22 protein-coding genes are annotated in these 24,316 nt (G+C 53.1%); 8 read left to right on the forward strand and 14 right to left on the reverse strand.

The features are described 5' to 3' along the window. Window positions 1–244 precede the first annotated feature (244 nt). The 10 genes from DHN43_RS22810 to DHN43_RS22855 all read right to left on the reverse strand — a co-directional run bounded on the left by DHN43_RS22810 (window position 245) and on the right by DHN43_RS22855 (window position 10,067). Complete coding sequence (locus DHN43_RS22810; protein WP_108820167.1) at window positions 245–1,333, reverse strand: TRAP transporter substrate-binding protein; 1,089 nt, start codon at window positions 1,331–1,333, stop codon at window positions 245–247. A gap of 116 nt (window positions 1,334–1,449) precedes the next feature. Continuing rightward, entirely contained in the window at window positions 1,450–2,001 is a 552-nt protein-coding gene (locus DHN43_RS22815) for a TetR/AcrR family transcriptional regulator (RefSeq protein ID WP_063286955.1), read from the reverse strand. A 403-nt stretch (window positions 2,002–2,404) separates the two neighbouring features. Next, complete coding sequence (locus tag DHN43_RS22820) at window positions 2,405–2,617, reverse strand: cold-shock protein (RefSeq protein ID WP_057461006.1); 213 nt, start codon at window positions 2,615–2,617, stop codon at window positions 2,405–2,407. 336 nt (window positions 2,618–2,953) lie between these two features. Next, window positions 2,954–4,009: a branched-chain amino acid ABC transporter permease gene (locus tag DHN43_RS22825; RefSeq protein WP_108820168.1), complete on the reverse strand. Its 1,056-nt coding sequence runs from the start codon at window positions 4,007–4,009 to the stop codon at window positions 2,954–2,956. A gap of 12 nt (window positions 4,010–4,021) precedes the next feature. After that, entirely contained in the window at window positions 4,022–5,050 is a 1,029-nt protein-coding gene (locus DHN43_RS22830; RefSeq protein ID WP_108820169.1) for a branched-chain amino acid ABC transporter permease, read from the reverse strand. Beyond that, window positions 5,047–5,772 carry an ABC transporter ATP-binding protein gene (locus DHN43_RS22835; protein WP_108820170.1) on the reverse strand — a complete coding sequence of 242 codons (726 nt, stop codon included), beginning with the start codon at window positions 5,770–5,772 and terminating at the stop codon, window positions 5,047–5,049. Before DHN43_RS22835 ends, DHN43_RS22830 begins: the two co-directional genes overlap by 4 nt. Next, complete coding sequence (locus DHN43_RS22840; RefSeq protein ID WP_108820171.1) at window positions 5,765–6,562, reverse strand: ABC transporter ATP-binding protein; 798 nt, start codon at window positions 6,560–6,562, stop codon at window positions 5,765–5,767. The genes DHN43_RS22835 and DHN43_RS22840 overlap by 8 nt, the downstream gene beginning before the upstream one ends. An 11-nt stretch (window positions 6,563–6,573) precedes the next feature. Then, window positions 6,574–7,473 (reverse strand): bile acid:sodium symporter family protein, encoded by a 900-nt coding sequence (locus tag DHN43_RS22845; protein ID WP_108820172.1) that lies wholly within the window; start codon window positions 7,471–7,473, stop codon window positions 6,574–6,576. A gap of 174 nt (window positions 7,474–7,647) precedes the next feature. Continuing rightward, on the reverse strand, window positions 7,648–8,850 hold the full coding sequence (locus tag DHN43_RS22850) for a substrate-binding domain-containing protein (protein WP_108820173.1): 1,203 nt from the start codon (window positions 8,848–8,850) through the stop codon (window positions 7,648–7,650). Between the two features lie 803 nt (window positions 8,851–9,653). Then, window positions 9,654–10,067, reverse strand: coding sequence for a rhodanese-like domain-containing protein (locus DHN43_RS22855; RefSeq protein WP_108820174.1), 414 nt, complete (start codon window positions 10,065–10,067; stop codon window positions 9,654–9,656). A gap of 223 nt (window positions 10,068–10,290) precedes the next feature. Between DHN43_RS22855 and ftrA the strand changes: the two genes are divergently transcribed. After that, on the forward strand, window positions 10,291–11,280 hold the full coding sequence (ftrA, locus tag DHN43_RS22860; protein ID WP_108820251.1) for a transcriptional regulator FtrA: 990 nt from the start codon (window positions 10,291–10,293) through the stop codon (window positions 11,278–11,280). Here the strand turns inward: ftrA and DHN43_RS22865 are convergent. Continuing rightward, window positions 11,271–12,503: a TIGR03862 family flavoprotein gene (locus DHN43_RS22865; RefSeq protein ID WP_108820175.1), complete on the reverse strand. Its 1,233-nt coding sequence runs from the start codon at window positions 12,501–12,503 to the stop codon at window positions 11,271–11,273. The genes ftrA and DHN43_RS22865 overlap by 10 nt on opposite strands. Window positions 12,504–12,721: 218 nt before the next feature. Between DHN43_RS22865 and DHN43_RS22870 the strand changes: the two genes are divergently transcribed. Further along, complete coding sequence (locus DHN43_RS22870) at window positions 12,722–13,849, forward strand: glycosyltransferase family 4 protein (RefSeq protein ID WP_208980822.1); 1,128 nt, start codon at window positions 12,722–12,724, stop codon at window positions 13,847–13,849. Between the two features lie 70 nt (window positions 13,850–13,919). Further along, window positions 13,920–14,357 (forward strand): VOC family protein, encoded by a 438-nt coding sequence (locus DHN43_RS22875; protein WP_108820176.1) that lies wholly within the window; start codon window positions 13,920–13,922, stop codon window positions 14,355–14,357. 206 nt (window positions 14,358–14,563) lie between these two features. On the opposite strand, the gene DHN43_RS22880 is transcribed toward DHN43_RS22875, so the two are convergent. Together DHN43_RS22880 and DHN43_RS22885 are read right to left on the reverse strand one after the other, a co-directional pair. Continuing rightward, window positions 14,564–15,526, reverse strand: coding sequence for a glycosyltransferase family 2 protein (locus tag DHN43_RS22880; RefSeq protein WP_108820177.1), 963 nt, complete (start codon window positions 15,524–15,526; stop codon window positions 14,564–14,566). Window positions 15,527–15,648: 122 nt separating this feature from the next. Then, a complete protein-coding gene (locus DHN43_RS22885) occupies window positions 15,649–16,563 on the reverse strand; it encodes a glycosyltransferase family 2 protein (RefSeq protein ID WP_108820178.1) in 915 nt (304 codons plus the stop codon). A gap of 375 nt (window positions 16,564–16,938) precedes the next feature. On the opposite strand from DHN43_RS22885, the gene DHN43_RS22890 reads away from it, so the two are divergent. The 3 genes from DHN43_RS22890 (at window position 16,939) to DHN43_RS22900 (ending at window position 21,059) form a co-directional block, all read left to right on the forward strand. Beyond that, the gene (locus tag DHN43_RS22890; RefSeq protein ID WP_108820179.1) at window positions 16,939–18,102 is read left to right on the forward strand and encodes an acetyl-CoA acetyltransferase; all 1,164 of its coding nucleotides are present in this window, start codon (window positions 16,939–16,941) and stop codon (window positions 18,100–18,102) included. 171 nt (window positions 18,103–18,273) lie between these two features. Then, complete coding sequence (locus DHN43_RS22895) at window positions 18,274–20,526, forward strand: hypothetical protein (protein WP_108820180.1); 2,253 nt, start codon at window positions 18,274–18,276, stop codon at window positions 20,524–20,526. A 134-nt stretch (window positions 20,527–20,660) separates the two neighbouring features. Beyond that, entirely contained in the window at window positions 20,661–21,059 is a 399-nt protein-coding gene (locus DHN43_RS22900) for a RidA family protein (protein WP_108820181.1), read from the forward strand. 94 nt (window positions 21,060–21,153) lie between these two features. Here DHN43_RS22900 and DHN43_RS22905 read toward each other — a convergent pair whose 3' ends face one another. Then, window positions 21,154–21,345 carry a hypothetical protein gene (locus DHN43_RS22905; protein ID WP_108820182.1) on the reverse strand — a complete coding sequence of 64 codons (192 nt, stop codon included), beginning with the start codon at window positions 21,343–21,345 and terminating at the stop codon, window positions 21,154–21,156. 97 nt (window positions 21,346–21,442) lie between these two features. Here DHN43_RS22905 and DHN43_RS22910 point away from each other — a divergent pair, with 97 nt between their 5' ends. Both DHN43_RS22910 and cysG read left to right on the forward strand, forming a co-directional pair. Further along, on the forward strand, window positions 21,443–22,348 hold the full coding sequence (locus tag DHN43_RS22910; RefSeq protein ID WP_063317585.1) for a LysR substrate-binding domain-containing protein: 906 nt from the start codon (window positions 21,443–21,445) through the stop codon (window positions 22,346–22,348). 487 nt (window positions 22,349–22,835) lie between these two features. Then, complete coding sequence (gene cysG / locus DHN43_RS22915; protein ID WP_208995583.1) at window positions 22,836–24,305, forward strand: siroheme synthase CysG; 1,470 nt, start codon at window positions 22,836–22,838, stop codon at window positions 24,303–24,305. The last annotated feature ends 11 nt before the right edge of the window (window positions 24,306–24,316 follow it).

The raw sequence follows: 24,316 nt of genomic DNA on the forward strand, positions 1-24,316 counted from the left end.
TATTCTATAGCTTGGATTTGTACTAACTACCTACTTATTCTCACCTAAGTAATATAAGTAGGTGAAATACTTAGTTCCTAAGTATATGTGTAGATTGCAATTGATTATTATTTCGGAAATATACTTGAGTTTTCAGCGAGTACAAGAGCATCGACGATTATTAGTGAGCTTTTGATGATTCGTTTAAGCAGTCTATGGAAAGGGAAGCAAAGCTCCCCATTCCAAGATCTCGGTCAAGTGATGCTTACGTAGACCACACCTGCGCACGGTCCTGATAAAGCTGTCCCTCCATGCGGGCACCGTACAAAGAACAAGCTTTCACGTAGTCCATGTAGGAACCGTGGATTTTCTCGCTCATCGCGTCCCCGGCAGGATAGGCCGCAATCACTTCGCGGGCAGCCGCGCCAATCGCTTCAATCACATCCGGTGGGAAGGAGGAGAGAATAGCACCGCGCTCCACCAGTGTGGAGAGAGCGATGGTGTTGTTGTAGCGGAACTCCGCTGTGCTCTCTTCAGCCTGTGCTGTCGCCGCTTGCGCCAGAACTTCCTTCAGCCAAGGGCTCAGGTTCTCATAGGTGTTCTGGTTTACGATCATTTCCAGACCCGGACCCGGCTCATGGAACGCTGGCAAGTGGTAGTACGGCGCAATCTTGTAAAGGCCGAGAGCGAGATCGTTCCACGGGCCAACAAACTCAGCCGCATCAACCACGCCGGACTGCAGGGCAGGGTAGATTTCTGGCGGAGGTGTGACAACAGTCGTCGCACCCACTTTGCGCAGAATGTCGCCGCCAAGGCCGGCAATACGCATCTTCAGCCCGACAAGGTCGTCCAGAGACTTGATTGGCTTCTTGAACCAGCCGCCTGCCTGAGCGCCCGAGCTACCCGCATAAAATGGTTTCACACCATGCGGTGCATAAGCTTCGTCCCAAAGAGCCTGTCCGCCGCCATGACGCAACCAGCCGGAAAGCTCAGTCGCATCCAGGCCAAACGGGAGGGTGGTGAAGTACATGGTCGAGCGGATCTTGCCCACCTGATAATAAGGCGCATTGTGACCGATATCAGCAGTGCCAGAGGAAACGGCAGAGAATGTTTCGAACGGAGGAACCAGCTCGCCGCCGCCAAAATACTTGATGGAAATCTTTCCGTCAGAAAGCGCCTCGATGCGTTTGCCCAGCTGCTCAGCTGAGGTGCCCACGCCCGGGAAACCCTTTGGGAAAGAGCCGACGAGTTTCAGGTTCAATGTGGCGTTTGCAAGTGCTGGCGCAGCAAGGACAGAAGCGCTGCCTGCAGCACCAGTTGCCATTGCTGTTTTCAAAAAGTCACGGCGTTTCATCTGCCCGTCTCCGCTAATTCATAAAATACGTAGGTATTAATGCTAGCAGAGGGCAGGTGGGTCTGGCGATATATTTCAGCAGTCAGGGCTGAGAAGAAATCAAGTCAGAGAGAGCTTTACTTGAGTATCTCGAACATGCGCTCGAGCTGCTCTTCCACATTCAGCTGGTCCTCATCAAGAACCTGAAACATCCCGTTGCTGTGAATACCTTCAACAGCCAGATAGACAAGGGTTGCCAGCTCTGGGTCTTCCGACTCGTCCTGAATGCGCGCGTACATGTCTTTATGGAAGACGCGGACAGGGTCAAGCAGGCTCGGGTCGTCTGCAATGGCGGCCAGCATACCGGAGGCTGCCTTGTTGTCTTCTTTGAACTTGCTGCAAAGCCCCTTCAGGAATGCCCGCATAAGTTTATGACGATAAGGATCATCAGCAAGCTTCTGCTCTTCTGTGGCAATGTTATCGCGCGTGCCATCTACATGGTATTGAACCATGGAGCGGATGAGAGCTTGTTTGCTTGGGAAGTTATAGAGCAGCCCACCTTTGGAAACGCCTGCATGCTTGGCGATTGCATCCAACGAAAACTGCCCACCGCCTTGTGCTTGCACATAGTCGATGGCCGCTTCAAGAATGCGATGCTGCGTTCTGCTGGCTTTGGTCGTGCCCTTCACAATGAGTCCCTTGCCCAATTCTGCGAGAGGTCGCAGAGAAAAAAGTTGTTCTTATAAGCGCAGATCTGCGACTTTTGTCAGTATAGGCCATCAGTGGCAACTTTGCGAGGCCAAGTCGTCATGTGAACCACGAAATTTATGAAGTGAAAACAACGATGTTCGTTGAGCCAGATAAAATAGCCGTGATTGCGGCTCTTTTAAGAAGTTCTCAGCCAAAAGGTGGGGGAGAGAGAGCATTAGGCAAGCTCTGATCAGAACAAGGAGACGGCGGGTCTGATGTGAAAAATAAAAGGCCTGACGGCGCCTGGCAATTGCCGGCGCGCATCAGGCCAATTATGTGGCGGTCACAAAGTTCATTCAGCTTGCGCTGAAACAAACTCTGGAGCCTCGCAAATCGTACAGATTAAGCAAGCTCAATCTGGGAAGCCTGCAAACCGCGGCCACGACGATCTTCTTCAGCAACAAAAGTGATCGCTGCACCTTCAGCAGGAACTGCGATGCCAGAGCGTTCGAAAGCTGTGATATGAACAAAGATGTCTTTGGAACCGTCAGCTGGAGTAACGAAGCCGTAGCCTTTGTCGTGGTTGAAGAATTTGAGGGTACCGTCTTGTCGCATGGAAACGTCCTTTAAGCCAAAAAAGTCAACTCGCCTGGTTAAGGCGGGTCAGTCGTGACGAGCAATGTAATCAAAGGCAGAAAAGGACATTGTTCCGATACATGCACCGCAACATTGCCAGCCGTGTCTCTAATAACAGCCCGCAGTCATAAGGTCTGAGCTCTCATTCTTTCTAAAAGAAATCAGTCCTAATGGTTCATATAGGGAGGCGGGTCATATGTCGCCCCTCTAATACTACGGGATAAGCAAATCTCTTAGCTTGCTCGTCCCTACCGATGTAGTTGCTCCTTAAGAAATCCACAAGGTGCAATTTAAAAAAAGAGCCCAATTGAGGCATTATGTTCCTCTTAAACGGCCCACGATGCCCTTAGGGAACCAGTAAATACTGCAGATAAATAACATTCCCAACCAAAGCAGCCAGCGTTCCGGTGAAACCACCTCTGATACTATAGGCAGACTACCCAGCGATTCCTGAAGGAGGCCCAAGAGGTTCTGCAAATAGGACTGGGTGAGAAGGAACAGGACAGCCCCGATAACGGCGCCGTACATGCTCCCCATTCCGCCAATCACAACCATCAACAGAATGTCCACCATTATATCCATGGAGAGCGTTGTCGCTGGTCCAGTGTAGCGCAGCCAGAGGGCCATCAGCGAACCCGCAAGTGCCGCCATCACCGCAGACAGAATTGTCGCCACACTGCGATATCGCACCACCTTGTAGCCAATCGCTTCAGCGCGGAATGCATTCTCTCGGATAGCTTGCAGAACACGGCCAAACGGAGAGTTCACCATCCGCAGCAAAACAAGGAACAGACACAGGCTGCTGAAGAAGACCACATAGTACGTGATCAGTTTGCCATTGAGGCGAACTCCGAGCACCTTCTCCTTCACCAACTTGAACGCAGGCGTCATCTCCCGCGGGATACGATAGCTCAGCCCGTCCTCACCGCCAGTGAAGCCGGAAAGTTGCGAGACCAGCACCAGAAACGCACTCGCCACAGCCAGCGTCATCATGGCAAAGAAGATTGCCTTGACCCGTAGTGAGAACAGCGTAATCACAAACGCAAAGGCCCCGGCCACCAGCGCACCACACACAGTGCCAAGCGCAATCGCGCTGTAAGAGGCGCCCATGTTCACCAGTGCAATGGCCGTCCCATAAGCCCCGATACCAAAGAACATAGTGTGCGCGAACGACACCACGCCGGTGTACCCCAGCAGTAAATCATAACTGGCCACCAGCACAATGAAGATGCAAATGCGAGCAGCCGTATCTAACGAACGCGTGCCGGGAAACAGAAAGGGTGCAAACAGCAAACCAAACAGAATAAGCAGCAAGACTGCACTAAGCATTTTGCTGCGTGGACGGTCACCGGAAAGGAGTTTCACAATCATCTGACAAACTCCTCAATGCGCTTTGACGACGGGGTAAAGCCCCTGAGGTCGCCACATCAGCACAGCCCCCATCAGCAAAATGGTCGAGACCAACGCCAGTTTGGGGATCAGGAAGCCGGTGTAGTTGGTCAACAAGCCCACCAGCATCGCGCCGATGAAACAGCCCTCAATGGACCCCAGCCCACCGATGATCACCACGATAAACACGGAGATCATCACCTCAGCCCCCATGTGGGCCGTAATGGTTTCCTGATACATACCCCACATCACACCGCCGAGTCCCGCTAAAGCACAGCCCACCATGAACACTGCCAGAAACAGCTTCTCTATCGGATACCCCAGAGCTTCCACCATTTCGCCATTCTGAACCCCAGCTCGCACCAGCAGCCCAATGCGTGTCCGGTTTAAAACCAGTCGCATGGCAACAAACAACGCCAGCCCGATTACAATGGCCAACACACGGTATTTCTCAATGGCAGCTCCCAGCACCACAAAAGAACCCTGAAACGCAGCAGGCCGCGCCAGCACGATCTCATCCGGGCCCCAGATCACATAGATCAGCTGCTGCGTCACAACGAGCCCGCCCATGGTCACGAGGATCTGCTTCAGGTGTTGCCCGTACACCGGCTTAACAATCAGCCGCTCAAAGCCATAGCCCGCAAGACCCGTCACCAGCATGGCAAACGCCACAGCAAGCAAAACAGCCCCCAGATTAAGCGCAATACTGGGGCTCTCAATCCAGCCACCCAGCAGACCCAAAATGGTAAACCCTGCAAAGGCCCCAAGCGAAATAAATGCCCCATGCCCGAAGTTGATCACGTCCATCAGGCCGAAGATCACAGTAAGGCCAGACGCCATGATGAAAATCATCATCCCCATCGCCAGTCCCGCCGCCGTCAGCGTCAACCAGGTGGAGCCGGAACCAATCGCGAACAAGCCGATCACCATCAGCACAGGCACAAGCAGCAGCGGTGCCTTTGCCTCGATCATCTGAGAGAAGGAAGGGCGCTCGATGCGCGGTTTAATCAGGCTGTCACTCATTGGTGTGCCTCCAGTGAAAGTCCCATCAGCCTCTCCTGCAATCCGGCATCAGCTGCCAGCTCTGCCATGGCGCCGGAATAAACAATCTGCCCGTCATCCATCACGGCAACGGTGTCTCCCACTGCGCGCGCCATGGAAAAGTTCTGCTCCACCAGCAAAATCGTGGTCTGCATCTCTTTCAGTTCTTTCAGGGCTGCAATCATGGCGTTGATGATTGCAGGAGCCAGCCCCTTGGTCGGCTCATCAATCAGGATCAGCTTTCTCGGCTCAATGATTGCGCGAGCCACCGCCAGCATCTGCTTTTGCCCGCCGGAAAGATTACCCGCAGCACTTTGCCAGAATGTTTTGAGGGGAGGGAACAGGCCAAAGATCCATCCCAGCCGTTCCTCATCAATCGCACTGTTTCGTGCAGCCAGAAGCATGTTTTCATGCACGGTCAGATCGGTGAAGATGCCCATATCCTCCGGCACAAAAGCAATCTCACGCTGGGCAATGGCCGGTGTCGTCTCTTTCTGGATCTCTGTTCCATCAAACTGGATTGTACCTTTCGAGGCCTGCCACAGCCCCATGATGGTCCGCAGCGTTGTGGTCTTGCCAGCGCCATTCCGCCCCAGCAGAACCGTGACACCACCGCGTGGAACTTCCAGATCAACCCCCTGCAAAATGTGGTAGGGGCCAATATGCGTGTGAACGCCGTTTAGGCTGAGAAGAGCGTCAGACATGCGCACCCTCTGTTTTCTCTTCAGGTGCAACACCCAGATAAGCCTGCTGAACCACCGGAGAGGCGATCACCTCGGTAGGGTCCCCATCTGCCACCAGCTCTCCGTTGTGCAGCACAATAATCCGGTCAGCCAGTGAGCGGATCACATCCATCTTGTGTTCAACCAGCAAAATCGTGCGGTCCTTGTCCTGCTTCAACTCACGGATCAGGTCCAGCACAACCGGCACTTCATCAACGCTCATGCCTGCTGTCGGCTCATCAAACATCAGCACTTGCGGACCAATGGCAATCATCAGAGCTACCTCCAGCTTGCGCTGATCTCCATGTGACAGCTCGGATGTGATCTGCTCGGCCTTATCCAGCAAATGCACCTCTGCCAGAATGTGCTCTGCCCGTTGGATCAGCTCCACATGGCTGTCCGCCATAGAAAACAAATCCATGCCCATCCGCTGATGAGCCTGCACCGCCAGCCGTGCATTCTCCCGAACGCTCAGGCCGGGAAACAGATTGGTCATCTGAAACGCCCGTCCGATGCCCCGAAGGGTCCTGTCGGCAACTGAAAGGCGCGTGATGTCTTCACCATTAAACCAGACCTGACCAGCGCTGGCGGCTAACTGGCCGGAAATCAGGTTGAAGTAAGTGGTCTTGCCAGCACCATTCGGCCCCACAATGGCAGTCAGTGTCCCGCGATGAAAATCACAGGACACTGCGTCCACAGCCACATGCCCACCAAAACGAATGGTCAGATCATGCGTACTCAGAACCGGCTTTTCGTCTTTCTGTAATTCCAAAGACCTGCCCTTTATGAGAGTTCATTTTGGGCGCGAAGGCTCGGGTTTGCCCGCGCTTTCCGCCGTGCCCAGAGGATGAAGAGGAAGGCACAGCCATACATGGTGATGCCGTAAATACCGGAGGCCAGACTGTATGGCGGCAATGCTTCGCCGTTCATTGCGATCAAAGCCCCAACGGTGATCCCAAGCGTGGCATTTTGGACGCCCACCTCCATAGCAATCGCAACACTGTCAGGATGCGAGAGTTTCATAAGCTTGGCGCCGCCATACCCAATCAGCAGCATCACAACATTCAGCAAAATAAGGACTGGCCCCAGTTCCAGAATGTTGGCCGTCAGCACAGACCAGTTGGTGGCAATGGCTCCAAGCACGATCACCACAAACAGTAGGGAAGCCAACAGCGACACCACTTTGGAAATTGCGGCGGTAAACGATGGCGCCATATGATTGACGAGAACCCCAATCGCAACGGGAACAGTCGTAATCAGTGCCATGGAAATGCCAATAGACGTCACATCAATCTTGGGCATGGCCGCACCAAGAAAGTAGTTTGCGGATGCCGCTGCAAAAACCGGCACCGTCAACACACACAGCACACTGGTCACGGCGGTGAGCGACACCGCCAGCGCGACAGATCCGCCGCTGAACCGTGTCAGCATGTTGGAGGTGACACCACCCGGGGCGAAGGCAAGCAGCATCACGCCAAACGCCATGGCCGGCTCCAGCTCCACCACTTGTAAAATGAGAAAGGCAACAACGGGCAACAAAAGCAATTGCCCCAGCATACCAATGCTGAACGCACGCGGCATCTGCACCACGCGCTTAAAGTCCTGCAGTGTGAGGGAGATCCCGAGAGAAAACATGATGAACGCCAGCGAAAGCGGCAAAAACAGCTTTAAGAGAATGTCCATGGTCTTGTACTTCGCTCTTTGAGGCTCTGATATTCCGTAAGCGGGACAATCTGCAACTGAGGATGAGGTCAGCAATCCTGCAGAAACCTCTCATGGTTCCAGAGCGTTATCTTTTGCGATTAAGGAGAGCGAGCGAGTCGCCCGCTCCCTCTCTGAGCTATGTAAAACGGGGACCTACTGGTTCTGAACGGGGATATCCATGTCCTCAATCTTGAGTTCGCGCACCAGCTCAGGAATGCCCCATTCAACCTCTGGATCCACACGGATCTTGAAGTGATACATGGACTGCAATGCCTGATGATCCTCAGCGCGGAATTTCATCAGCCCCTTCGGACCTTCAAACTCCATGCCTTCCATTGCGGTGATCAGCTCTTCCGTATCCGTGGAGCCAGCTTTGCGGATCGCCTCGACAGCAGCGATGCCTGCCGCCATACCGCCCGCAGTAAAGAAATCTGGCGGTGAGCTGTAACGAGCCTCATGTTCCTTCACCAACCAGTCATTCACTGGGTTCTGAGGGATCTCGTAGTAATAGTAGGTGGCGCCTTCCATGCCCGGCATGGCCTTATAGGCTTTCAGAGCCGCCAAAATGTTGCCACCCGTTGCGATCTCAATCCCATGGCGTTCAGGGTTCATCGCGTTGATCTTCGCTAGCGGGTTTCCACCACCAGCCCAGATCACAAACAGGAACTTGCGTCCTTCCTGCCCCTTCAGAGCCTCAAAGATGCGCTGGGCACTCGCGGTGAAATCCTTGGTGTCCGTCGGTGCGTACTCCTCAAACACCAGCTTGGCATTGGTCTTTTCAATTGCATTGCGGAAAGCAGCCACACCATCACGCCCGAACGCATAATCCTGCGCCAGCGTGGCAATAGACGCTCCGTCCTGCCCAAGGGCAACAGCATTCGCAATCGCATCTTGAGAGGAATTCCGTGACGTGCGGAAGATGTAGCGGTTGAAGTTGGCGCCCGTGATGCTGTCAGCAACGGCAGGCTCCACGATCAGCAGCTTCTCGTATTCCTCGGCTATCGAGAGCATCGCCAACGCAACACCAGAGGAGACCGGCCCAATTGCCAGATCAACCTCATCATCGCCATAAGCCTCGGCCAGCATGGCACGTCCAATATCCGGCTTGAGCTGGCTGTCTTTTTCGATGACCTCAATTTTGCGGCCATCAATCTCCATGGTCCCGCCGGTGGCGTATTCCAATCCCATCATCAAACCCACATGAGATTGCTTGGCATAGGCCTCAAAAGGACCGGTTTTACCATAGACGTGGGCAATCTTGATCGGCTCTGCCGCAGAGGAAATATTTGATGAAACAGTAAGCGCAAACGCGCTGGCCGCTAGGCTAACCGCCGCGGCCCTAAGTAATTTATGCATAATGAAACCCCTCCCACGTTGCCCAGGGGCCTCCGTAAACGCAAACACCGTCTCAAAAGACTTCGCAAGCCTGCCCTCAAACAACGTAAATAGAGTTGACGCATGTATTCAGGAAGGAGTCAATGATTCCAGATTGAGCCAAATTGTTAAAATTTGAATGGATCACTTGTATTTGCTTATCCGGAAAATAAATTTCAGCTGTCCAGAATTTTATATCAAAAAATCGATTTTCATGATCGAGGCATCAGTCAAATATTTGCAATTACTCTTTGCAGTTTCAGTTTAAAGAGATGCTTCTTGCGACTTACTGTAAGTCGTTGTGACTACTCCTGCTTTCACTGCGACAAGCTGACGGCCATGCGCCATGGAAAAGCCGTATTTCGCCCTGTTTACACCTCAATTAGCCGTTAGGCCGCGTCTCTCTGCAGGTGTGTCAGATAAGTGTTTGTTCACCATCTCTGAAAACCTGATGATAACAAGATCCTGATACCTTCAATAGCAATAAGAACACTGGTTTAACAGGGCGTCATTAAGTACTGAGTGCGTAGCAGTCAGTATTACTAAAATAACAATAAGTCCTGAAAAGGGATTATCTGCATATCACTATGCGGACAACTGAAGGGTGACCCGTTTCCATTGCTTGGTGGGTCCTCCTTGTTTCAAGGCAGGTTGTCTTGCCCCGACGATTTTAAAGGCCGTACCTCCCCCTCCCAATCGGCCTTTTTATGCCTGCTTTGTTTGGCACCGAGGTATCCTCCCACCTCGGTGCCTTTTTTATGCCCGCAAGCCTGAAACCACTTGGTTTAAACAGGCTGTAAAGCTTTCGAGGAAACCAACTCAAAGCCTTCGTCGATCCAGCCGGTCATACCGCCCAGCATAATCTTCACGGGACGTCCCAGCCGGGAGAGGTTATAGGCGGCCTTGTCTGCCCCGTTGCAATGCGGCCCAGCGCAATAGACCACAAACACGGTGTCCATCGGCCACTTGGCAAGGTTCTCTTCCGTCAGATCACGATGGTGAAGACAGATCGCACCATCCACGTGCCCTTTCGCAAAGCGGGTAGCACCGCGAACATCAATCAATACGAATTCTGGAGTACCATCGGCCAAATCTGCCTGCACATCAGAGCAGTCTGTTTCGAACTGCAGGATTGAACGGAAATGCGAGAGTGCCAGCTTTGGGGCGGCTGGGGAATATTCGAGTGCGCGTGAGGACATGTATTTCTCCAAATCTGCGAGGATGCTCCTGATTAGGGAGAGGAGCACCAAAAACACTTATTTTAAAGCAGCTTGCAGGAGAGGTGCCTCCGCAAACAGCCTTGGGTGATGACAGGAATTTCGCCTGCTCCCATAATTTGAAGAATTTCCCAGTTGCGAAAAACTGGCTCAAATGACTATATTCGTAAAAAATACGCCAATCTCTTTCGAATTGATTTTTCCGATGGTCCAACTCACACCCCGCAGCCCAAAAGGCCCGCTTGTTGCAACGCTCATCTATGACGGTTTGTGCACCTTCGAGTTCGGTCAGGCCTACGAGCTGTTCGGCCTGCCAAGACCGGAATTCGGCGCGAACTGGTACAGGTATGAGACCGTCGCCATCGAGGACGGCCCTATCCGTGCTGCGGGTGGTCTGGAGATCAAAGCGGAAAAGCAGCTGGATGCGCTGGATCAGGCCGACATCATCCTCATCCCCGGCTGGCGTGGCATTGATACCCCGGTGCCGGAGGACCTGATTGAGGCACTGTGTAAGGCCTACAATCGTGGAGCCCGTGTTGCTTCCATCTGCTCCGGTGCTTTTGTACTGGCGCGCTCTGGCCTGCTCAATGGCCGCACAGCCACGACGCACTGGCGCTATGCCGAGGCGCTGCAAACCGGGTTCCCGTCCATCAACGTGGAAGAAGACCGGCTCTATTCAGAGACCGACAGGGTATTCACCTCCGCAGGCAGCGCAGCAGGCATTGACCTTGCGCTCCACATCATCCGGCAGGATTACGGCTCACAGATCGCTAACAGCGTTGCCAAACGACTGGTTGCACCTCCGTTCAGAGAAGGAACGCAAACCCAGTTTGCAGAACAGCCTGTACCCGAGGAACGGGAAAGCAAACGCTTTGCAGCGCTTTTTGAGGAGCTGGAGAAAAAACGTGCCTACACCATGTCCGTGCCAGAAATGGCGGATCTGATGGGCATGAGCCAGCGCACCTTCATCCGCAAATTCTCAAAGGTAACCGGACTTGCACCCGCAGAGTGGCGGCGCACCAAGCAACTGGAAACAGCCAAGCACCTATTGGAAGCGGAAGAGATGATGGACATGGAGAACCTGTCCCACCTCTGTGGGTTCGGCTCAGCAGCAACCTTGCGGCATCACTTCAGAAGCAAATATGGCACCACGCCAACAGCTTACAGGCGCCAGTTTCAAACCCGTCAGGCCTGAAGGTACGCGTTCATGCCATGCGCAGCAGAGCGACCTGTCGCAAACACCGCCTGCAGCAGATAGCCACCCGTTGGCGCTTCCCAGTCCAGCATCTCGCCCGCCACAAACACACCCGGCAGCTTGTTCAGCATGTAGTGCTCGTCAACCTCGTCGAACGAAATCCCGCCCGCGCTGGAAATCGCACGGTCAATGGGGCGCGGAGCAGTCAACTGCAATGGCAGAGCTTTGATACGCGCTGCTAGCTCATCAGCCTCAACCGGCAGCGGTCCTGCTTCCCGCATCAAAGCGATCGCAGCAGCGGGCAGACCTGTTGCTTTGCGCAGGAAGTTGCTCATGGATTGCTTACCACGTGGCCGCGCCAGCTTGGCCGCGAGCTTGTCAGCAGAGACATCCGGCTTCAGATCAATCTCAATCTGTGCCGTCCCTGTTGCAAGGATTGTATCCCGCAGATCAGCTGAGAGCGCATAGATCACGCCGCCTTCAATCCCACAAACGTCCAGCATGGCATCACCAATAACACGGCGATCTCCGTGGGAGACAGCTATCTTCTTCATGGGAGTACCTTTGTGGCGGTCCTTGAAGTGATCCGAGAACGCAATCTCAAACCCGCAATTGGCAGGGAGCAGCGCGTTCACGTCAATCTGCTTGTCACGCAAAGTCGAAACCCACGCGCCATCAGAGCCAAGCTTCGCCCAGGAACCGCCACCAAGTGCCAGCAAAACAGCGTCAAACGCCTGCGCTTCAATGGGTTCATTGCCTTTTTGAAGCAGTAAACTTCCGGCTTCATCAAATCCGTGCCATCGGGTGTTCGCATGCAATGTTACGCCTTGCTGATCAAGCAATTTCAACCAGTTACGCAACAGCGGAGAGGCTTTGAAGCTTTTAGGAAACACCTTGCCGCTGGAGCCTTCAAAAGACGGCTGCCCCAACTCTGCGCTCCATTCCCGCAAAGCAGAAGGAGGAAAATCCCGCACTGACTGCAACAGTTGCGCATGTGCAGGACGGTAGCGGCTCAGAAAAACCTCCAGATCCTCACTGTGGGTTAGATTGAGACCACCAAGCCCAGCCATCAAAAACTTGCGGGCAGGGGACGGGCGTTGATCAAAGAGGCTCACACGCACTCCGGCTTCTGCCAGATGTTGAGCAGCAAACAGCCCGGCAGGGCCTGCTCCGATGATTGCAACATGCTTTGTCAAAGATCCATCCAGTCCGCTTATGGTCATTGAGGCTCCAGCCAATGACATTTACAGCTCTAATGCCTTTGTTTTCCGCCAATTACAAGCCGGGAGAGCGCCTCACCCCACAGATGGAGCGCAGAGAACATCAGGGATTTTCACCTCCTTAAAGAAGCACCCCTGATATTAGAAGGAAGACTTCTAAGGAATGTACAGTCCTCGCACTTCAAGCTTTGCTGAATGCAAACAGTAAAGTGGGGGCCGCATTGAGAACTGCAATCGTAATGCCGCGTAATATGCATTTTTGCCAGTCTCGAGCCACATCAATAGATCTGTGCGCTCATGATCTTGCGCTTCATAGCCAGAACAAAGGCAACCTGCGTATTTTTGCAGGAGGCGAGGAGGATCTGTTTGAAGATGTTGATGTTTTTGCAGTGACAGAACCGGGTAAAAAGCCAACGCCCGCAAAGTTCTATGATCCGCTGTCAGAGTTTGGACCGCAACTGATCGTCGTGCATCAGCATTTGGAAACGGCGTTTCAGATCATCACGGACTTTCCCGGTACCCCTGTAATCTTGCACAGGCATGGCAGGTTCGAGCGCAACAGCGCGTTCAAACGCTGGAAGTACACCCGCAAAATGAACCGCCTTGCCGGCATCATCTGGGTTGGCGAAGATGCCCGCAATAACTTCTGCGAAAATTTCACGGGTGTAAAAGCCCGCAGTGTGGTGGTGCCCAACGGCATAGATTGCGAGCTCTGGTCCCCAGCCCCCAAAGAAAACTCTGTGATCTATGTGGGGCGGGCAAGGGAAGACAAAGGCGTGTTCGACCTGGCGCAGGCTTGGCTTGCCTGTGCAGACCGTTTGGATCGGACGGGGTGGAAACTGAATCTGGTACTGGCCGTTACCGACGAGGGGGAGCAATCAACGGCAAACTCTCTCCGGCAGATGCTTTCAAGCCACGCAGACAGTGTCTCGATCGAGACTAACCTCAATGCCTCAGATGTCCAAAAACGCCTCGCAAGATCATCCATCGCAGTGGTCCCCTCCATCGTGGCAGAAGGATTTGGCCGCACCGCGATTGAAGCCATGAGCTGCGGCGCTGCGGTGATCACCACACACTCTGGCGGCTTGTGGGAGGCGGTGGGCGAAACTGGCAAGGTGATCAACCCAAGATCCCCCAAAGAGATTGCATCTGCGCTGCTCGATCTGGCCGACAACCGCCCTTTGCGTGAGGAGATGGCAGAAGCAGGACGGGAGAGAGTGCTTCGTCTCTTTAACATCCACCAGATCGCAGAAAACTACGACGACATGCTCATGAGCCTGTGGGATGACTTTGTCAGCGGCTCCGATAAAACACAGGGCCTCATCGACCACATGCTCGTGTCAGAGTGAGGTGAATGAAGACCGGGACTGGTAAAGCAGGGCGAAGATCAGATCGCCTGCAACCCAGGAGATCAACAAAATGCACCCTGATCATGTGACAGTGGCTGTCCGCAATCTGGATGAGGCGCGTGCTTTCTTTAACTTGCTTGACTTTGAAGAAGCAAAATCCCTCGTCATCTCCGGTCCCGTGTTTTCAAAGTACATGGGCATTCCAGATCTGGAAGCAGAGCACGTCACTTTGGTTCTGAAAGGTCATAGCCCCAGGTTCGAAATCCAACTGCTACACTACCGCAATCCAGAGCCACGCAGCGAGCCTTACCCTGAAGACCTCTGCCGAACAGGCTACAATCACTTGTGTTTCGCGGTTGATGATTTGGAAGACAGACTATCAAAGCTGCAAGCCGCCGGGTTCAAAGCCCGTTCCGAAGTCATGGAGTTCAACGACAGAAAACTGGTGTTCCTGTTTGGGCCAGAAAAGATCACGATAGAATTAGCGCAGTGGGCCAAGCCAGAGTGAAGCGAGTTCGCAAATACGATCGCTTCAATTAGCTAAAGAGTTGGTTGCAGGGAAGAGAGCTCGCAGGAAGTGTAGTAGCGTGAACAGCAACAGATGTGCTTACAACGCCTGAGCAATCCCACATTACTTCTCAAAGAAAACTGCTGTCTCCAGCACATCACCAACAGCAGGTACTGTGCAATTCCTGCAAGTTAGAGAGGTAAACCTCACACCAACAACGCCTTGGCCGCTTCCTTGTAATTCCGTGCCTTTGCGTTCTCAACAAACAGCAGTCCTTTCAGGTACTCCAACCGCGCCTTGGCCTTCTTGATACGCTGTGCCATGTGCCGTGCCACCTTTGGCGAGATATGCAGGAAGCCGCGCTCCCGTAGTTCATCACGCAGTGCTTGGCCCACATCATTCGCCAGCGTGTCCTTGCTGAAACTCGGCTCCTCTTCATCGTATAACCGCGCAACAGCACAGAGCAAAGCCATATCAGCCACCATCCGATAAGGGCGTCCGCTGCGTGCAGTCACCTGTCCGGGATGCAGCCGATACCGGACGAGCCGCTCGTTGAGAGCACCAATCTTCCCATACTCCAGCAAGCGCAGATAAAGGTCGTAATCCTCCGCTCCATCAAAATGCGGGCGATAACCGCCAAGGGCCAACACAGCATCACGGCGAAACATAATGGTCGGGTGGTACAAACAGCACTTCTCAAAGAGGCGCTTGCGGATCTCAACCGAGCTTTTCGGGCACTCCATCTGGTCAATGATCTGCCCGGCCTCATCAATCACGGAAACTTCTGTTCCGCACAACTGCCAGTCAGGGTTCCGGTTCATAATCCGAACCTGCCGTTCCAGACGAAGCGACTCTGATAGATCATCCGCATCAAGGCGGGCAACCAATGGGCTCTCAATCACCGCAAGCCCGGTATTAAGCGCGTTTGAGATACCCTGACCTGGCCCTTCAAGAATCTGAAACCGGCCCTTCGGAAAATGGCCTGCAAAATGCTCCGCAATTTCCCGGGTTTCATCGGTGGAGGCATCATCCACCAACACAACAGCAAAGTCTGTGAAGCTTTGTGCCAACAGGCTGCTCAGCGTCTCTCCAAGCGTGTTTGCGGCATTGCGCGCAGGGATCAACACGCTGACAAGAGGGGCGGGATCCTGCTGTTGCTTTTCAGCCATTGAATAAGCCACCTATCTGCTTAAGCTTTTCTGCCTTCCAGCTGAGGCTGCGAAGGTAGCTAAGTGTTTGTTGTGTTGCGTCGTTTCTTTGAAAAATCAGGAACATCGGGTGGAAGGCTGGGTCAGGTCTTATCCTGCCGTGCAGCAGTCGCCCCCCTCTGAGATGAATGGGTCTGTTCTAGAAGATCTGCTTCAATGGATTTCGCGACCCGCAGATATCGCCCAACCGCATAGTTGGTGGAGGCAATCAAACCCCACCAGCCATATCGGCAGTACCCGCGCACCAAATAGCCTTTCAGAAAAGCTGCGGGAAACTCGTAGAGCAGCCGTGACTTCGGCATCCTACGGCCCCGTCCACGCATCTCATGCACTTGCATGGTGGAATAGCGGTTCATCTTCTCAAAGTGGAAGGCGACGCTGGGAATACTGCGGTGGTCCATATGCCCCTTCAGCATGCCTATCTTGGCATCGCTGGGCGGACGAACCGTGTCATGCACCGAGCTGGCAGAAAAACGGCCTACACTCCTGCGGTAAAGCCGGATTTGCTTATGAGAGTAGGCGTGTTTTGCAGCGGTCGTTTCGTGAGGCCACACATCGCAGATGTCCACCTCCCAAAAATCGTTCTGCGCAAGAACAGAGGTCTGGAACAGGCTCACTATCTCATCGCGCAGTGCAGGTGTGACCACCTCGTCGGCATCAATGTTCAGGATCCAGTCATTCCGGCACTGGTCCTCGCCAAACCGCTTTTGCAAGCCGTACCCGTTCCAGTCATTGTGCAGCACACGGGCGCCCATGCGCTGGGCAACGGTGACGGTCTGGTCCGTAGACCCGCTGTCAATCACAATGACCTCATCAGCCCAGTGAATGCAGCTGGCAATTGTCTGCCCGATCCGGTCTTCCTCATTCTTCGCGATGATGAAAACAGACATCGGAATGCGGGTCTCATCAGATCGCTCATTAGCGGTTGGCTTTCCTTGCTGGGCCCGCTTTGCTGCAATGTCGATGATTTTGCTCTGAGTGGAGATATCGGGCCTCAAACTCTTGGATTATCCGCAATAATCTAGAGTTTACTCCCCCCTACACATTCCGAAATTCGTCCAATATGAAGGACTGTTTTCACCCAATAGAAACCCATCAATATCAAATAAGGGAGATGACTGAGAAAGTCGTCGCGCACCGCCAGTCAAACCCTGCTCATACGGCGAGAGCAAACCAGAAACCATCACTCGGCTTGGGTGGAAAGGACTGTCAGATCGACAAAACCTAGCATAAAGTCCCTCGGATAGCCCCGTTCACTACAACTTCCGTATGATTGCATCTGGCGCGCAGGGGTGAAACGATTTGCGCGCATTTGAGAGCCGGGTTTGAGGCGAGACTTTCGGCACCCACTTTAATTTCTTTGGGAGAAGAAAATGGCCGCAATTATTGGTTGGGCACACACACCGTTTGGCAAACTGGCAGATGAAACCGTAGAGTCTCTTGTCACAAAGGTTGCCAAGCAAGCGATTGCCGATGCCGGTCTCGCCGCTGAAGACATTGATGAGATCGTTCTGGGTCACTTCAATGCAGGTTTTTCCAAGCAAGATTTCACTGCAAGCCTCGTGCTTCAGGCAGATGACAAGCTGCGCTTCAAGCCAACCACCCGCGTTGAAAATGCATGTGCGACTGGCTCAGCTGCCGTGCATCAGGGCGTCAAATCCATCAAAGCAGGCGACGCCAAGTTCGTGCTCGTCGTTGGTGTTGAGCAGATGACCACCACGCCGGGCCGTGAAATCGGAGCAAACTTGCTCAAAGCTTCTTACCTGCCAGAAGATGGCGATACCCCGGCTGGTTTCGCTGGTGTCTTCGGCAAAATCGCAGGCATGTATTTCCAAAAGCACGGCGACCAGAGCGAAGCGCTGGCCCACATCGCTGCGAAGAACCACAAGAACGGCGTCGAAAACCCATATGCGCAGATGCGCAAGGACCTCGGCGTAGAGTTCTGCCTCAATGAGAGCGAGAAGAACCCGTTTGTAGCTGGCCCGCTGAAGCGCACAGACTGTTCACTTGTATCTGATGGCGCAGCAGCCATCGTCCTCACCGACACCACCACAGCCCTCTCTGCCAAAAAGGCTGTCGCCTTCCGCGGCATGGGTCATGCGCAGGACTTCCTGCCAATGTCCAAGCGCGACATCCTCAAGTTCGAAGGCTGTACAGAAGCTTGGAAGCGCGCGCTCTCCATGGCCAACATCACCGTTGAAGACCTGTCCTTCGTTGAGACCCACGACTGCTTCACCATCGCTGAGCTGATCGAATATGAAGCCATGGGGCTTGTGCCAGAAGGTCAGGGCGCGAAAGCCATTCTGGAAGGCTGGACCCAGAAGGACGGCAAACTGCCGGTCAACCCATCTGGCGGGCTGAAAGCCAAAGGCCACCCAATCGGTGCGACTGGCGTGTCCATGCACGTGCTCACATCCATGCAGCTGGTAGGCGAAGCTGGCGGCATTCAGGTGGACGGCGCAGAGCTCGGCGGCATCTTCAACATGGGCGGCGCAGCCGTTGCCAACTATGTGTCTGTGATGCAGCGCCTCAAGTAAGCTCAGCAAAACCAGACAGATGAGTATCAGAGCCCCGGTCCGCCGGGGCTTTTCTTTTGCATTGTGGCCTTGCAGCTCACCAATCGCTAACTAAGCCCTCAAGCCAGCATCATCACACCAATGTGATCGTGGTAAACCTTTTGTCTGACGCAGGTTAGGAGAGGTGTGTCGATGCCAGGACAAGAGTCAGCCCCCAAGTACGATGATTGGCTGAAAAAAGTCTATTCAGAGATGAACTGGAAGTTCCATGATCTCGTTGGCGGTGGCCGAAAGAAACGCTCTGCAAGCGTCACCAGCAAAACCTCTGAGGCAAGCGCGGCGATTGGCTCGCAAGTGGACGAAGACACACCAGAGTGGACCACAGAACCTGATATCGCAGATTACATCGTTGAAGGCACACCGGCTGCGGAACGTAAGAAACGCCCTCTCTCAGCAGCTTTGAAAGACGCAGGCATCAAATCCACCGAAGGCTTCACCCAGCGCCTCAACTCCTACCAGTCCCAAAAATCCCATTATGATGAAGACCCGTTGGGTGCAGCCTATGCGGACCCGGAGGCCGTCAAATGGGATCGGCTGGTTAAAGGCACTCTGGGGGAGAGCGATAATAAAGCCCGGCAAATGGTGCTGATGCAGCACGAAATTGAGCTGAAAAAACAATCCCGTCAATTGACCCGCGAAGTGTTTCAGGATCAGTCAACTGCACCTGAGTTCAGAGCCTATCTCCGTCAGGCCAGCGATACCCCTTCCAACCAAATGGACACAGCACAGCGCGAAACCATCATGTTCTTCAGCCAGAACATGAAGGTGTTGGGCAATGAGCTGGTGGCCTCAACCAAAGAGCTGATGCACGAAAAAGCCTTTGGCGACACCATGATGAAGACCCTGCATGAAGCCAAAGCCAATGCGGTGTCAGAGCGTGAAAAGAAACGACTGGCCGAGCTGGAAGAAGAAGCCATCGCCTATGGCACCGCCACCTCCAAGCAAATGGCCTTCGCGCTCAATTGCACCAACTGCGTGGAAGCTGCAATCAATCGGGGAGCTGAAGTCGAAGCAGCCGTCCTGCAATTGTCAGATGAGCGGCCCAAAGCCGTTTTCGCCACCTCTGGTTTACAGCGCACGGCAGAAGAAATGGTGCTGGCTCATCTGGACAAAAGCAACAACATGAAGAAGAGCCTGGCCTGGGCAGAAACGCAGCCATGGGCCCAGATGGTGAAGGTCAACATAAAAAAAGAAGGCCGCAACTTTTCCATCACATCAGAAACACGACAAGCACCGGAAACACCGGCAAGCACCGGCGACCCGATGGTCGATAACCACGTGGACATGCCCCACAAAGCTGTAACCAAAACCGAGCTCGCAACCACGCCGGAGCTGGTCTTCAACGGCCTTCGCTCAGGCCAGATGATGGCTTCCATGTCTCACCGCGAGACTGGTGAAACAGGACCGGACGGCAAACCGTTCGTGGGCATTCCCAGTGAGGCCTCCATGGCATGGGCCAAAACTTTGCTGACAGCTCAAAAAGAAGGACAGGACATATCGGATCAACTGCCGGACTATATGGAGGTGAAGGAAGTCTGGTACCGCGAAAATCGCTCTGGCCTCAAAGGAAAACTCAAACGCGGCAAGCCTGAAAAGAAAGTCCATGTGGTGACGTATAAGGAGACCTCGGAGTCTGTTCAGGCGGCCCAAAAGCTTCGCGCAGCACCCAAAAACATGGCTGGGGATCTGGCAGAGCTCGCAGATAACATTGCTGATCTGAAGGCAGATCAGGCCCGCAAAGCTGAAAAACTGAAAGCACATAAAGAGGAACTGGAGAAATTCCTCAGCTCCAAAGGTGAGGGCATGCTGGAAAGCTTCGGCGAAGCCCATGAAGCCTTCAACGCCCTGCAGGAAAACATTCTCCAGCAGGTGATCGCAAAAATGAGCAAGGGCACCAGTCTCAAGAACATCAAGAAATGGGCCAGCAAACAGCCTTGGGTAATGATGTTCGAGATTGAGTTCAAGCCTGACGAAAGTGGCAAGAAGAACCATTACAACGTCGTCGTTAAAGAAAAAGAGGAGGAAGTAGAAGAGACTGATGGAGCACCGGAAGGGGGCCGGACAGAAGCAGACGGTAGAACAAAAGACCAGGAAGCCTCACTGACAGGTGCGTTAGCCGCCCTCTCAAAGCCTGCAGTTCAAAAAGAACTGATCCTCAAATACACTGGCGAAAAGCACAACGGCGTACCTATCGTCGAAAAACCAAGCGACCTGGCAAAAAAATGGGCAGATATGATTATGAAGGTCTATGGCTCCAACGCCAAACTACCAGCCTATCTGGTGCTCAAGGATGTCGTCTACAAATCAGCTTCCCGAAATCTGATCCGGCGCGGTAAATACATCCCTTGCAAGGCCGTGGAGTTTATTCCTTCCGCCTTCGAGTAAAAGAAGCAAGCCAGTCTCACGACAACATCATTTGGATTTTCACCGCCCTCTGCTAGGTTCTGCGGGCGGTTTTATAGTTTGCATGTCTTCGGTTCGTTCGAAGCTCCCGAAGGCACATGCAAGAAAGGTATTTCATGGTCAAGCGTTTAGTGCTCCCACACGAGTTTCAATCCGTTTCAGAACAGCTCAACATGTCACCAGCCATCTTCTCGGGAAACCACATCTTCCTGAGTGGCATGACCGGTGCGGATATGAGCGGCCAGATGCCGGAAGACCCCGAAGCCCAGTTCCGCAACACCTTCAAAAAGATCGAATGCATCCTGCGTGAAGCCAACGTCGATATGGATGCTGTTGTTGAGATGACCAGCTACCACATCGGCCTGCGCGATCACTATGAACTCTTCGACTCCATCCGCCTCGAGTTTTTCTCCAAACCCTATCCAGCCTGGACCGCCATTGAAGCCGCCGGCCTCCGCCGCGAAGGCGCCCTGGTAGAAGTCCGCGTCATCGTCAGCGCACATTATGGCGGGTGAGGTGGACCTGCATTCTTAGTTTGAATTTGTTAGTTTGGGATGATTTAGAAGATAACAGAGGGTGATAAGAACCATATGACGACCTTATGTCGCTTCATCTGATGAATGGCTCTGACTCTAAGTTGACCCCAATATCCTTTTGTAAGTGTGCCGGCAGACCACGTGCATCTAAACGCTCACTCCCGCTTTTCATTAAAAAGAAAATATCTCTAAATCCTTTAGATAACCTATTGAAAATATTCGATGATACTTTGATTTTCTGAGCTTCAACGGTGAAATCTGCCATGCTTTTTCTCCTGCTGTTGTTGGGGAATTAATGCCGGAGGTTGCATTTACAGTCCAATCGAATATAGGGAAGAAAGCATAAGGAGATTTTATCAAAGATGCCGAACAGTCTGCCTCCACTCAACGCTCTTCGCGCCTTCGAAGCGGCAGCGAGACATTCCAACTTCACCCGTGCTGGGGAGGAGCTGGGAATGACGCAAGCAGCGGTGAGTTATCAGATAAAAGTGCTGGAAGATCGTGCCGGGAAACCCTTGTTCAATCGGGTAGGAAGACAAGTTGTTTTAACGGATGCAGGTGCGCAACTTGCGGCAGTTGCAAATGAGGCTTTTCAGTCTATTCGTGCTGGCTTTTCGGCGGTGCAAGGAACGCAGGATGGGACACTGAAACTAAGTGTGGTTCCCACTTTTGCCATGAACTGGCTCTCGTTGCGTATCGGAGAGTTTCAGATGGCGAACCCCAAAATTGCTGTTCAATTGGAAGCCTCTGGCGGCGTTGTTGATTTTGCATCCTCTGATATTGATATGGGGATCAGAAACAGCCCTAAAAAGTGGCCTGGGTTATGTTGTCACAAACTAGCCGAAGTTACGTATACTCCCATGTTAAGTCCAAGACTTGCTGACAGCATTGGCGGTGTGAACAAGCCTGAAGACCTGCTGAAACTTCCCATTATTGATACAGGAGATCCTTGGTGGAGAAACTGGTTTGAAGCAGCTGGCGTGAAAGATCCCGATTTTTCAAACCAACCCGTTTCCCAAATGGGCACGCAAACTGTTGATGGAAATATCGCGATTGCGGGGCATGGTGTTGCGATTCTGACACCGTTGTTTCATTCAAGTGCGTTGCGGGATGGCCTGCTTATCCAGCCCTTCCCATTAAAGTGCACGGCTGAAAATCCAGTTTGGCTTGTTTACCGTGAAACGCAGAAAAACAACCCAAAAATAAAGCTGTTCCGAGACTGGATATTGAGCGAAATGGAAAAAGACAAGGCTGGCTATGCTGTCTGATCCTGTTTGGAAGATTTAACAGGATAAGCTGGAACTGATTTCATCCATGTCGCACTCCGTATTAAATGCGTGGTAGCAACCTGTAAAACGCGAAGAACCAGATTCTTTAAAATACGAGTTCGTCGAAATTGATAGGTTTTCTTTTCTGGTGTTCGTTGCTCTAACGGATGTTAGGGGTATGTAGATTTATTTTCTCAATCAGCAAATGTAATGGTAATTTTGAGAGCTTATGTGGTCATATCTGCTGTAAATGTAGAATGATGTTTCACGGGTGCCGTTTTTAAAGTCAGGGCATCTTTCCGCCGTTCAAGCGCTTGAAAAAAATCTTTTCTACGCACTCATCCAGCTTTGGAATGCCATACCGAGCTTAGAGGAACTCTACTCTGTAAACTCGCTCCCAATGAAGTGCATTCCCGAAAAGTGGGAACCGGTTTTCGGATAAGAATTCACTCCAGCATAAATGATCCCAAAACGCTTGGAGAGCGCAATGGCTTTGGTAGAGAGCTTCAACACACAGCAGGACGAGAGCAATAAACTCGCTGTCTTTCCAACCTTTCACAAGGTTGAAGGCAAAATGGTTGTTGTTGTTGGCTGTGGTGATGAAGCTGCTGCGAAGGTGAGGCTTCTGGCGCAAACCAAAGCGCACATCCGCGTTGTTAGCCATGAGCGCCCTAGTGCAGCTTTGGCTGAAGCGGTGGCAGACGCGGACGGCGTCTTCATGCTTAGCGTGTTCAACCCGGCTTATCTGGATGGCGCAGCCCTGGTGTTTGCTGCCACTGATGAAGAAGAGCTGGATCGTGAGATCGTAGAAGCTGCTCGTGAGAAAGGCATCCCGGTCAACGCGGTGGACCGCCCTGAGCTTTGTGATTTTTACACCGGTGCGATGGTCAATCGCGCACCTGTTGCCGTGGCGATCACTTCAACAGGCGTTGGCCCTGTTTATGCCCGCCACATCCGCGCGCAGGTTGAAGCCCTGTTACCACGTGAAGCCGGTCAACTCGCAAGGTTGGCAGACAGCTTCCGTGCTACAGTTGGTAAGCTGATGCCTTCGGGAAGTGCGCGTCGTCGCTTTTGGGCTGAATTTTTTTCAGGGACTATAGCTGCGAACACTTTTGCTGGTGAGACACAAAAGGCTCTGACCGAAGCGCATCGCTTGCTGAACAGTGAGCAGGATCAGCGGGGATATGTCTGGCTTGTGGGTGCTGGCCCGGGAGCAGAAGACCTGCTGACCCTGCGCGCACAGCGTGTCCTGCAAGAAGCAGATGTTATTTTCTATGATGCATTGGTCCCGGATGCCGTGGTTTCCATGGGGCGCCGCGACGCAACACGCATCAGCGTAGGAAAACGCAAAGGAACGCACAGTTCAACGCAAACGCAAATCAACCAGTTATTAGTCTCTGCTGCCAAGTCCGGCAAACGGGTTGTCCGCCTGAAGGCAGGGGACCCAATGGTGTTTGGCCGCGCTGGAGAAGAGATCGCCGCGTTGCGTGAGCATGATGTGGACTTTGAAATTGTACCCGGTGTCACCGCAGCGTTTGCTGCCGCCGCCAGTGCGCAGATTCCTTTGACATTACGGGGTGTTGCCTCCTCACTGGTGTTTGCCACAGGGCATAACCAGCATGGAGATGTCCTCCCGGACTGGGCGGACCTTGCTCTGAATGGAGCGACAACCGCTGTCTATATGGGGCGCACCGTTGCAGGAAAAGTTGCCAACTTGCTGGCAAAATCCGGGTTGGACTTATCCACGCCCGTCATGGCGATTGAGAACGCAGCCCAGACAAAAGAACGCAATTTTGCAGGCACACTGCAAGACCTTTGTAATTTTGAGCAGCACGACAGTGTCACCGGACCCACACTTATCATCATTGGTAAGGCAGTGGCCCACGCAGATCAGTCGCGCTCGCTCCCTCTAAGTCCAATTAAATTCGAGAAGTTACCGGCTGTTGTCGCAGCCTAGGGAGAGACCCG

It is taken from the genome of Pseudovibrio sp. Alg231-02 (assembly GCF_900143565.1).
In the GTDB taxonomy this organism is placed as follows: Bacteria; Pseudomonadota; Alphaproteobacteria; order Rhizobiales; family Stappiaceae; genus Pseudovibrio.

What these genes read in the sequence shown, in the direction of transcription:
- DHN43_RS22810 (WP_108820167.1), bottom strand. Translation starts at nt 1,333, where the DNA reads ATGAAACGCCGTGACTTTTTGAAAACAGCAATGGCAACTGGTGCTGCA.
- DHN43_RS22820 (WP_057461006.1), bottom strand. Translation starts at nt 2,617, where the DNA reads ATGCGACAAGACGGTACCCTCAAATTCTTCAACCACGACAAAGGCTAC.
- DHN43_RS22825 (WP_108820168.1), bottom strand. Translation starts at nt 4,009, where the DNA reads ATGATTGTGAAACTCCTTTCCGGTGACCGTCCACGCAGCAAAATGCTT.
- DHN43_RS22830 (WP_108820169.1), bottom strand. Translation starts at nt 5,050, where the DNA reads ATGAGTGACAGCCTGATTAAACCGCGCATCGAGCGCCCTTCCTTCTCT.
- DHN43_RS22835 (WP_108820170.1), bottom strand. Translation starts at nt 5,772, where the DNA reads ATGTCTGACGCTCTTCTCAGCCTAAACGGCGTTCACACGCATATTGGC.
- DHN43_RS22845 (WP_108820172.1), bottom strand. Translation starts at nt 7,473, where the DNA reads ATGGACATTCTCTTAAAGCTGTTTTTGCCGCTTTCGCTGGCGTTCATC.
- DHN43_RS22850 (WP_108820173.1), bottom strand. Translation starts at nt 8,850, where the DNA reads ATGCATAAATTACTTAGGGCCGCGGCGGTTAGCCTAGCGGCCAGCGCG.
- DHN43_RS22855 (WP_108820174.1), bottom strand. Translation starts at nt 10,067, where the DNA reads ATGTCCTCACGCGCACTCGAATATTCCCCAGCCGCCCCAAAGCTGGCA.
- ftrA (WP_108820251.1), top strand. Translation starts at nt 10,291, where the DNA reads ATGGTCCAACTCACACCCCGCAGCCCAAAAGGCCCGCTTGTTGCAACG.
- DHN43_RS22865 (WP_108820175.1), bottom strand. Translation starts at nt 12,503, where the DNA reads ATGACCATAAGCGGACTGGATGGATCTTTGACAAAGCATGTTGCAATC.
- DHN43_RS22875 (WP_108820176.1), top strand. Translation starts at nt 13,920, where the DNA reads ATGCACCCTGATCATGTGACAGTGGCTGTCCGCAATCTGGATGAGGCG.
- DHN43_RS22880 (WP_108820177.1), bottom strand. Translation starts at nt 15,526, where the DNA reads ATGGCTGAAAAGCAACAGCAGGATCCCGCCCCTCTTGTCAGCGTGTTG.
- DHN43_RS22890 (WP_108820179.1), top strand. Translation starts at nt 16,939, where the DNA reads ATGGCCGCAATTATTGGTTGGGCACACACACCGTTTGGCAAACTGGCA.
- DHN43_RS22895 (WP_108820180.1), top strand. Translation starts at nt 18,274, where the DNA reads ATGCCAGGACAAGAGTCAGCCCCCAAGTACGATGATTGGCTGAAAAAA.
- DHN43_RS22900 (WP_108820181.1), top strand. Translation starts at nt 20,661, where the DNA reads ATGGTCAAGCGTTTAGTGCTCCCACACGAGTTTCAATCCGTTTCAGAA.
- DHN43_RS22905 (WP_108820182.1), bottom strand. Translation starts at nt 21,345, where the DNA reads ATGGCAGATTTCACCGTTGAAGCTCAGAAAATCAAAGTATCATCGAAT.
- DHN43_RS22910 (WP_063317585.1), top strand. Translation starts at nt 21,443, where the DNA reads ATGCCGAACAGTCTGCCTCCACTCAACGCTCTTCGCGCCTTCGAAGCG.
- cysG (WP_208995583.1), top strand. Translation starts at nt 22,836, where the DNA reads ATGGCTTTGGTAGAGAGCTTCAACACACAGCAGGACGAGAGCAATAAA.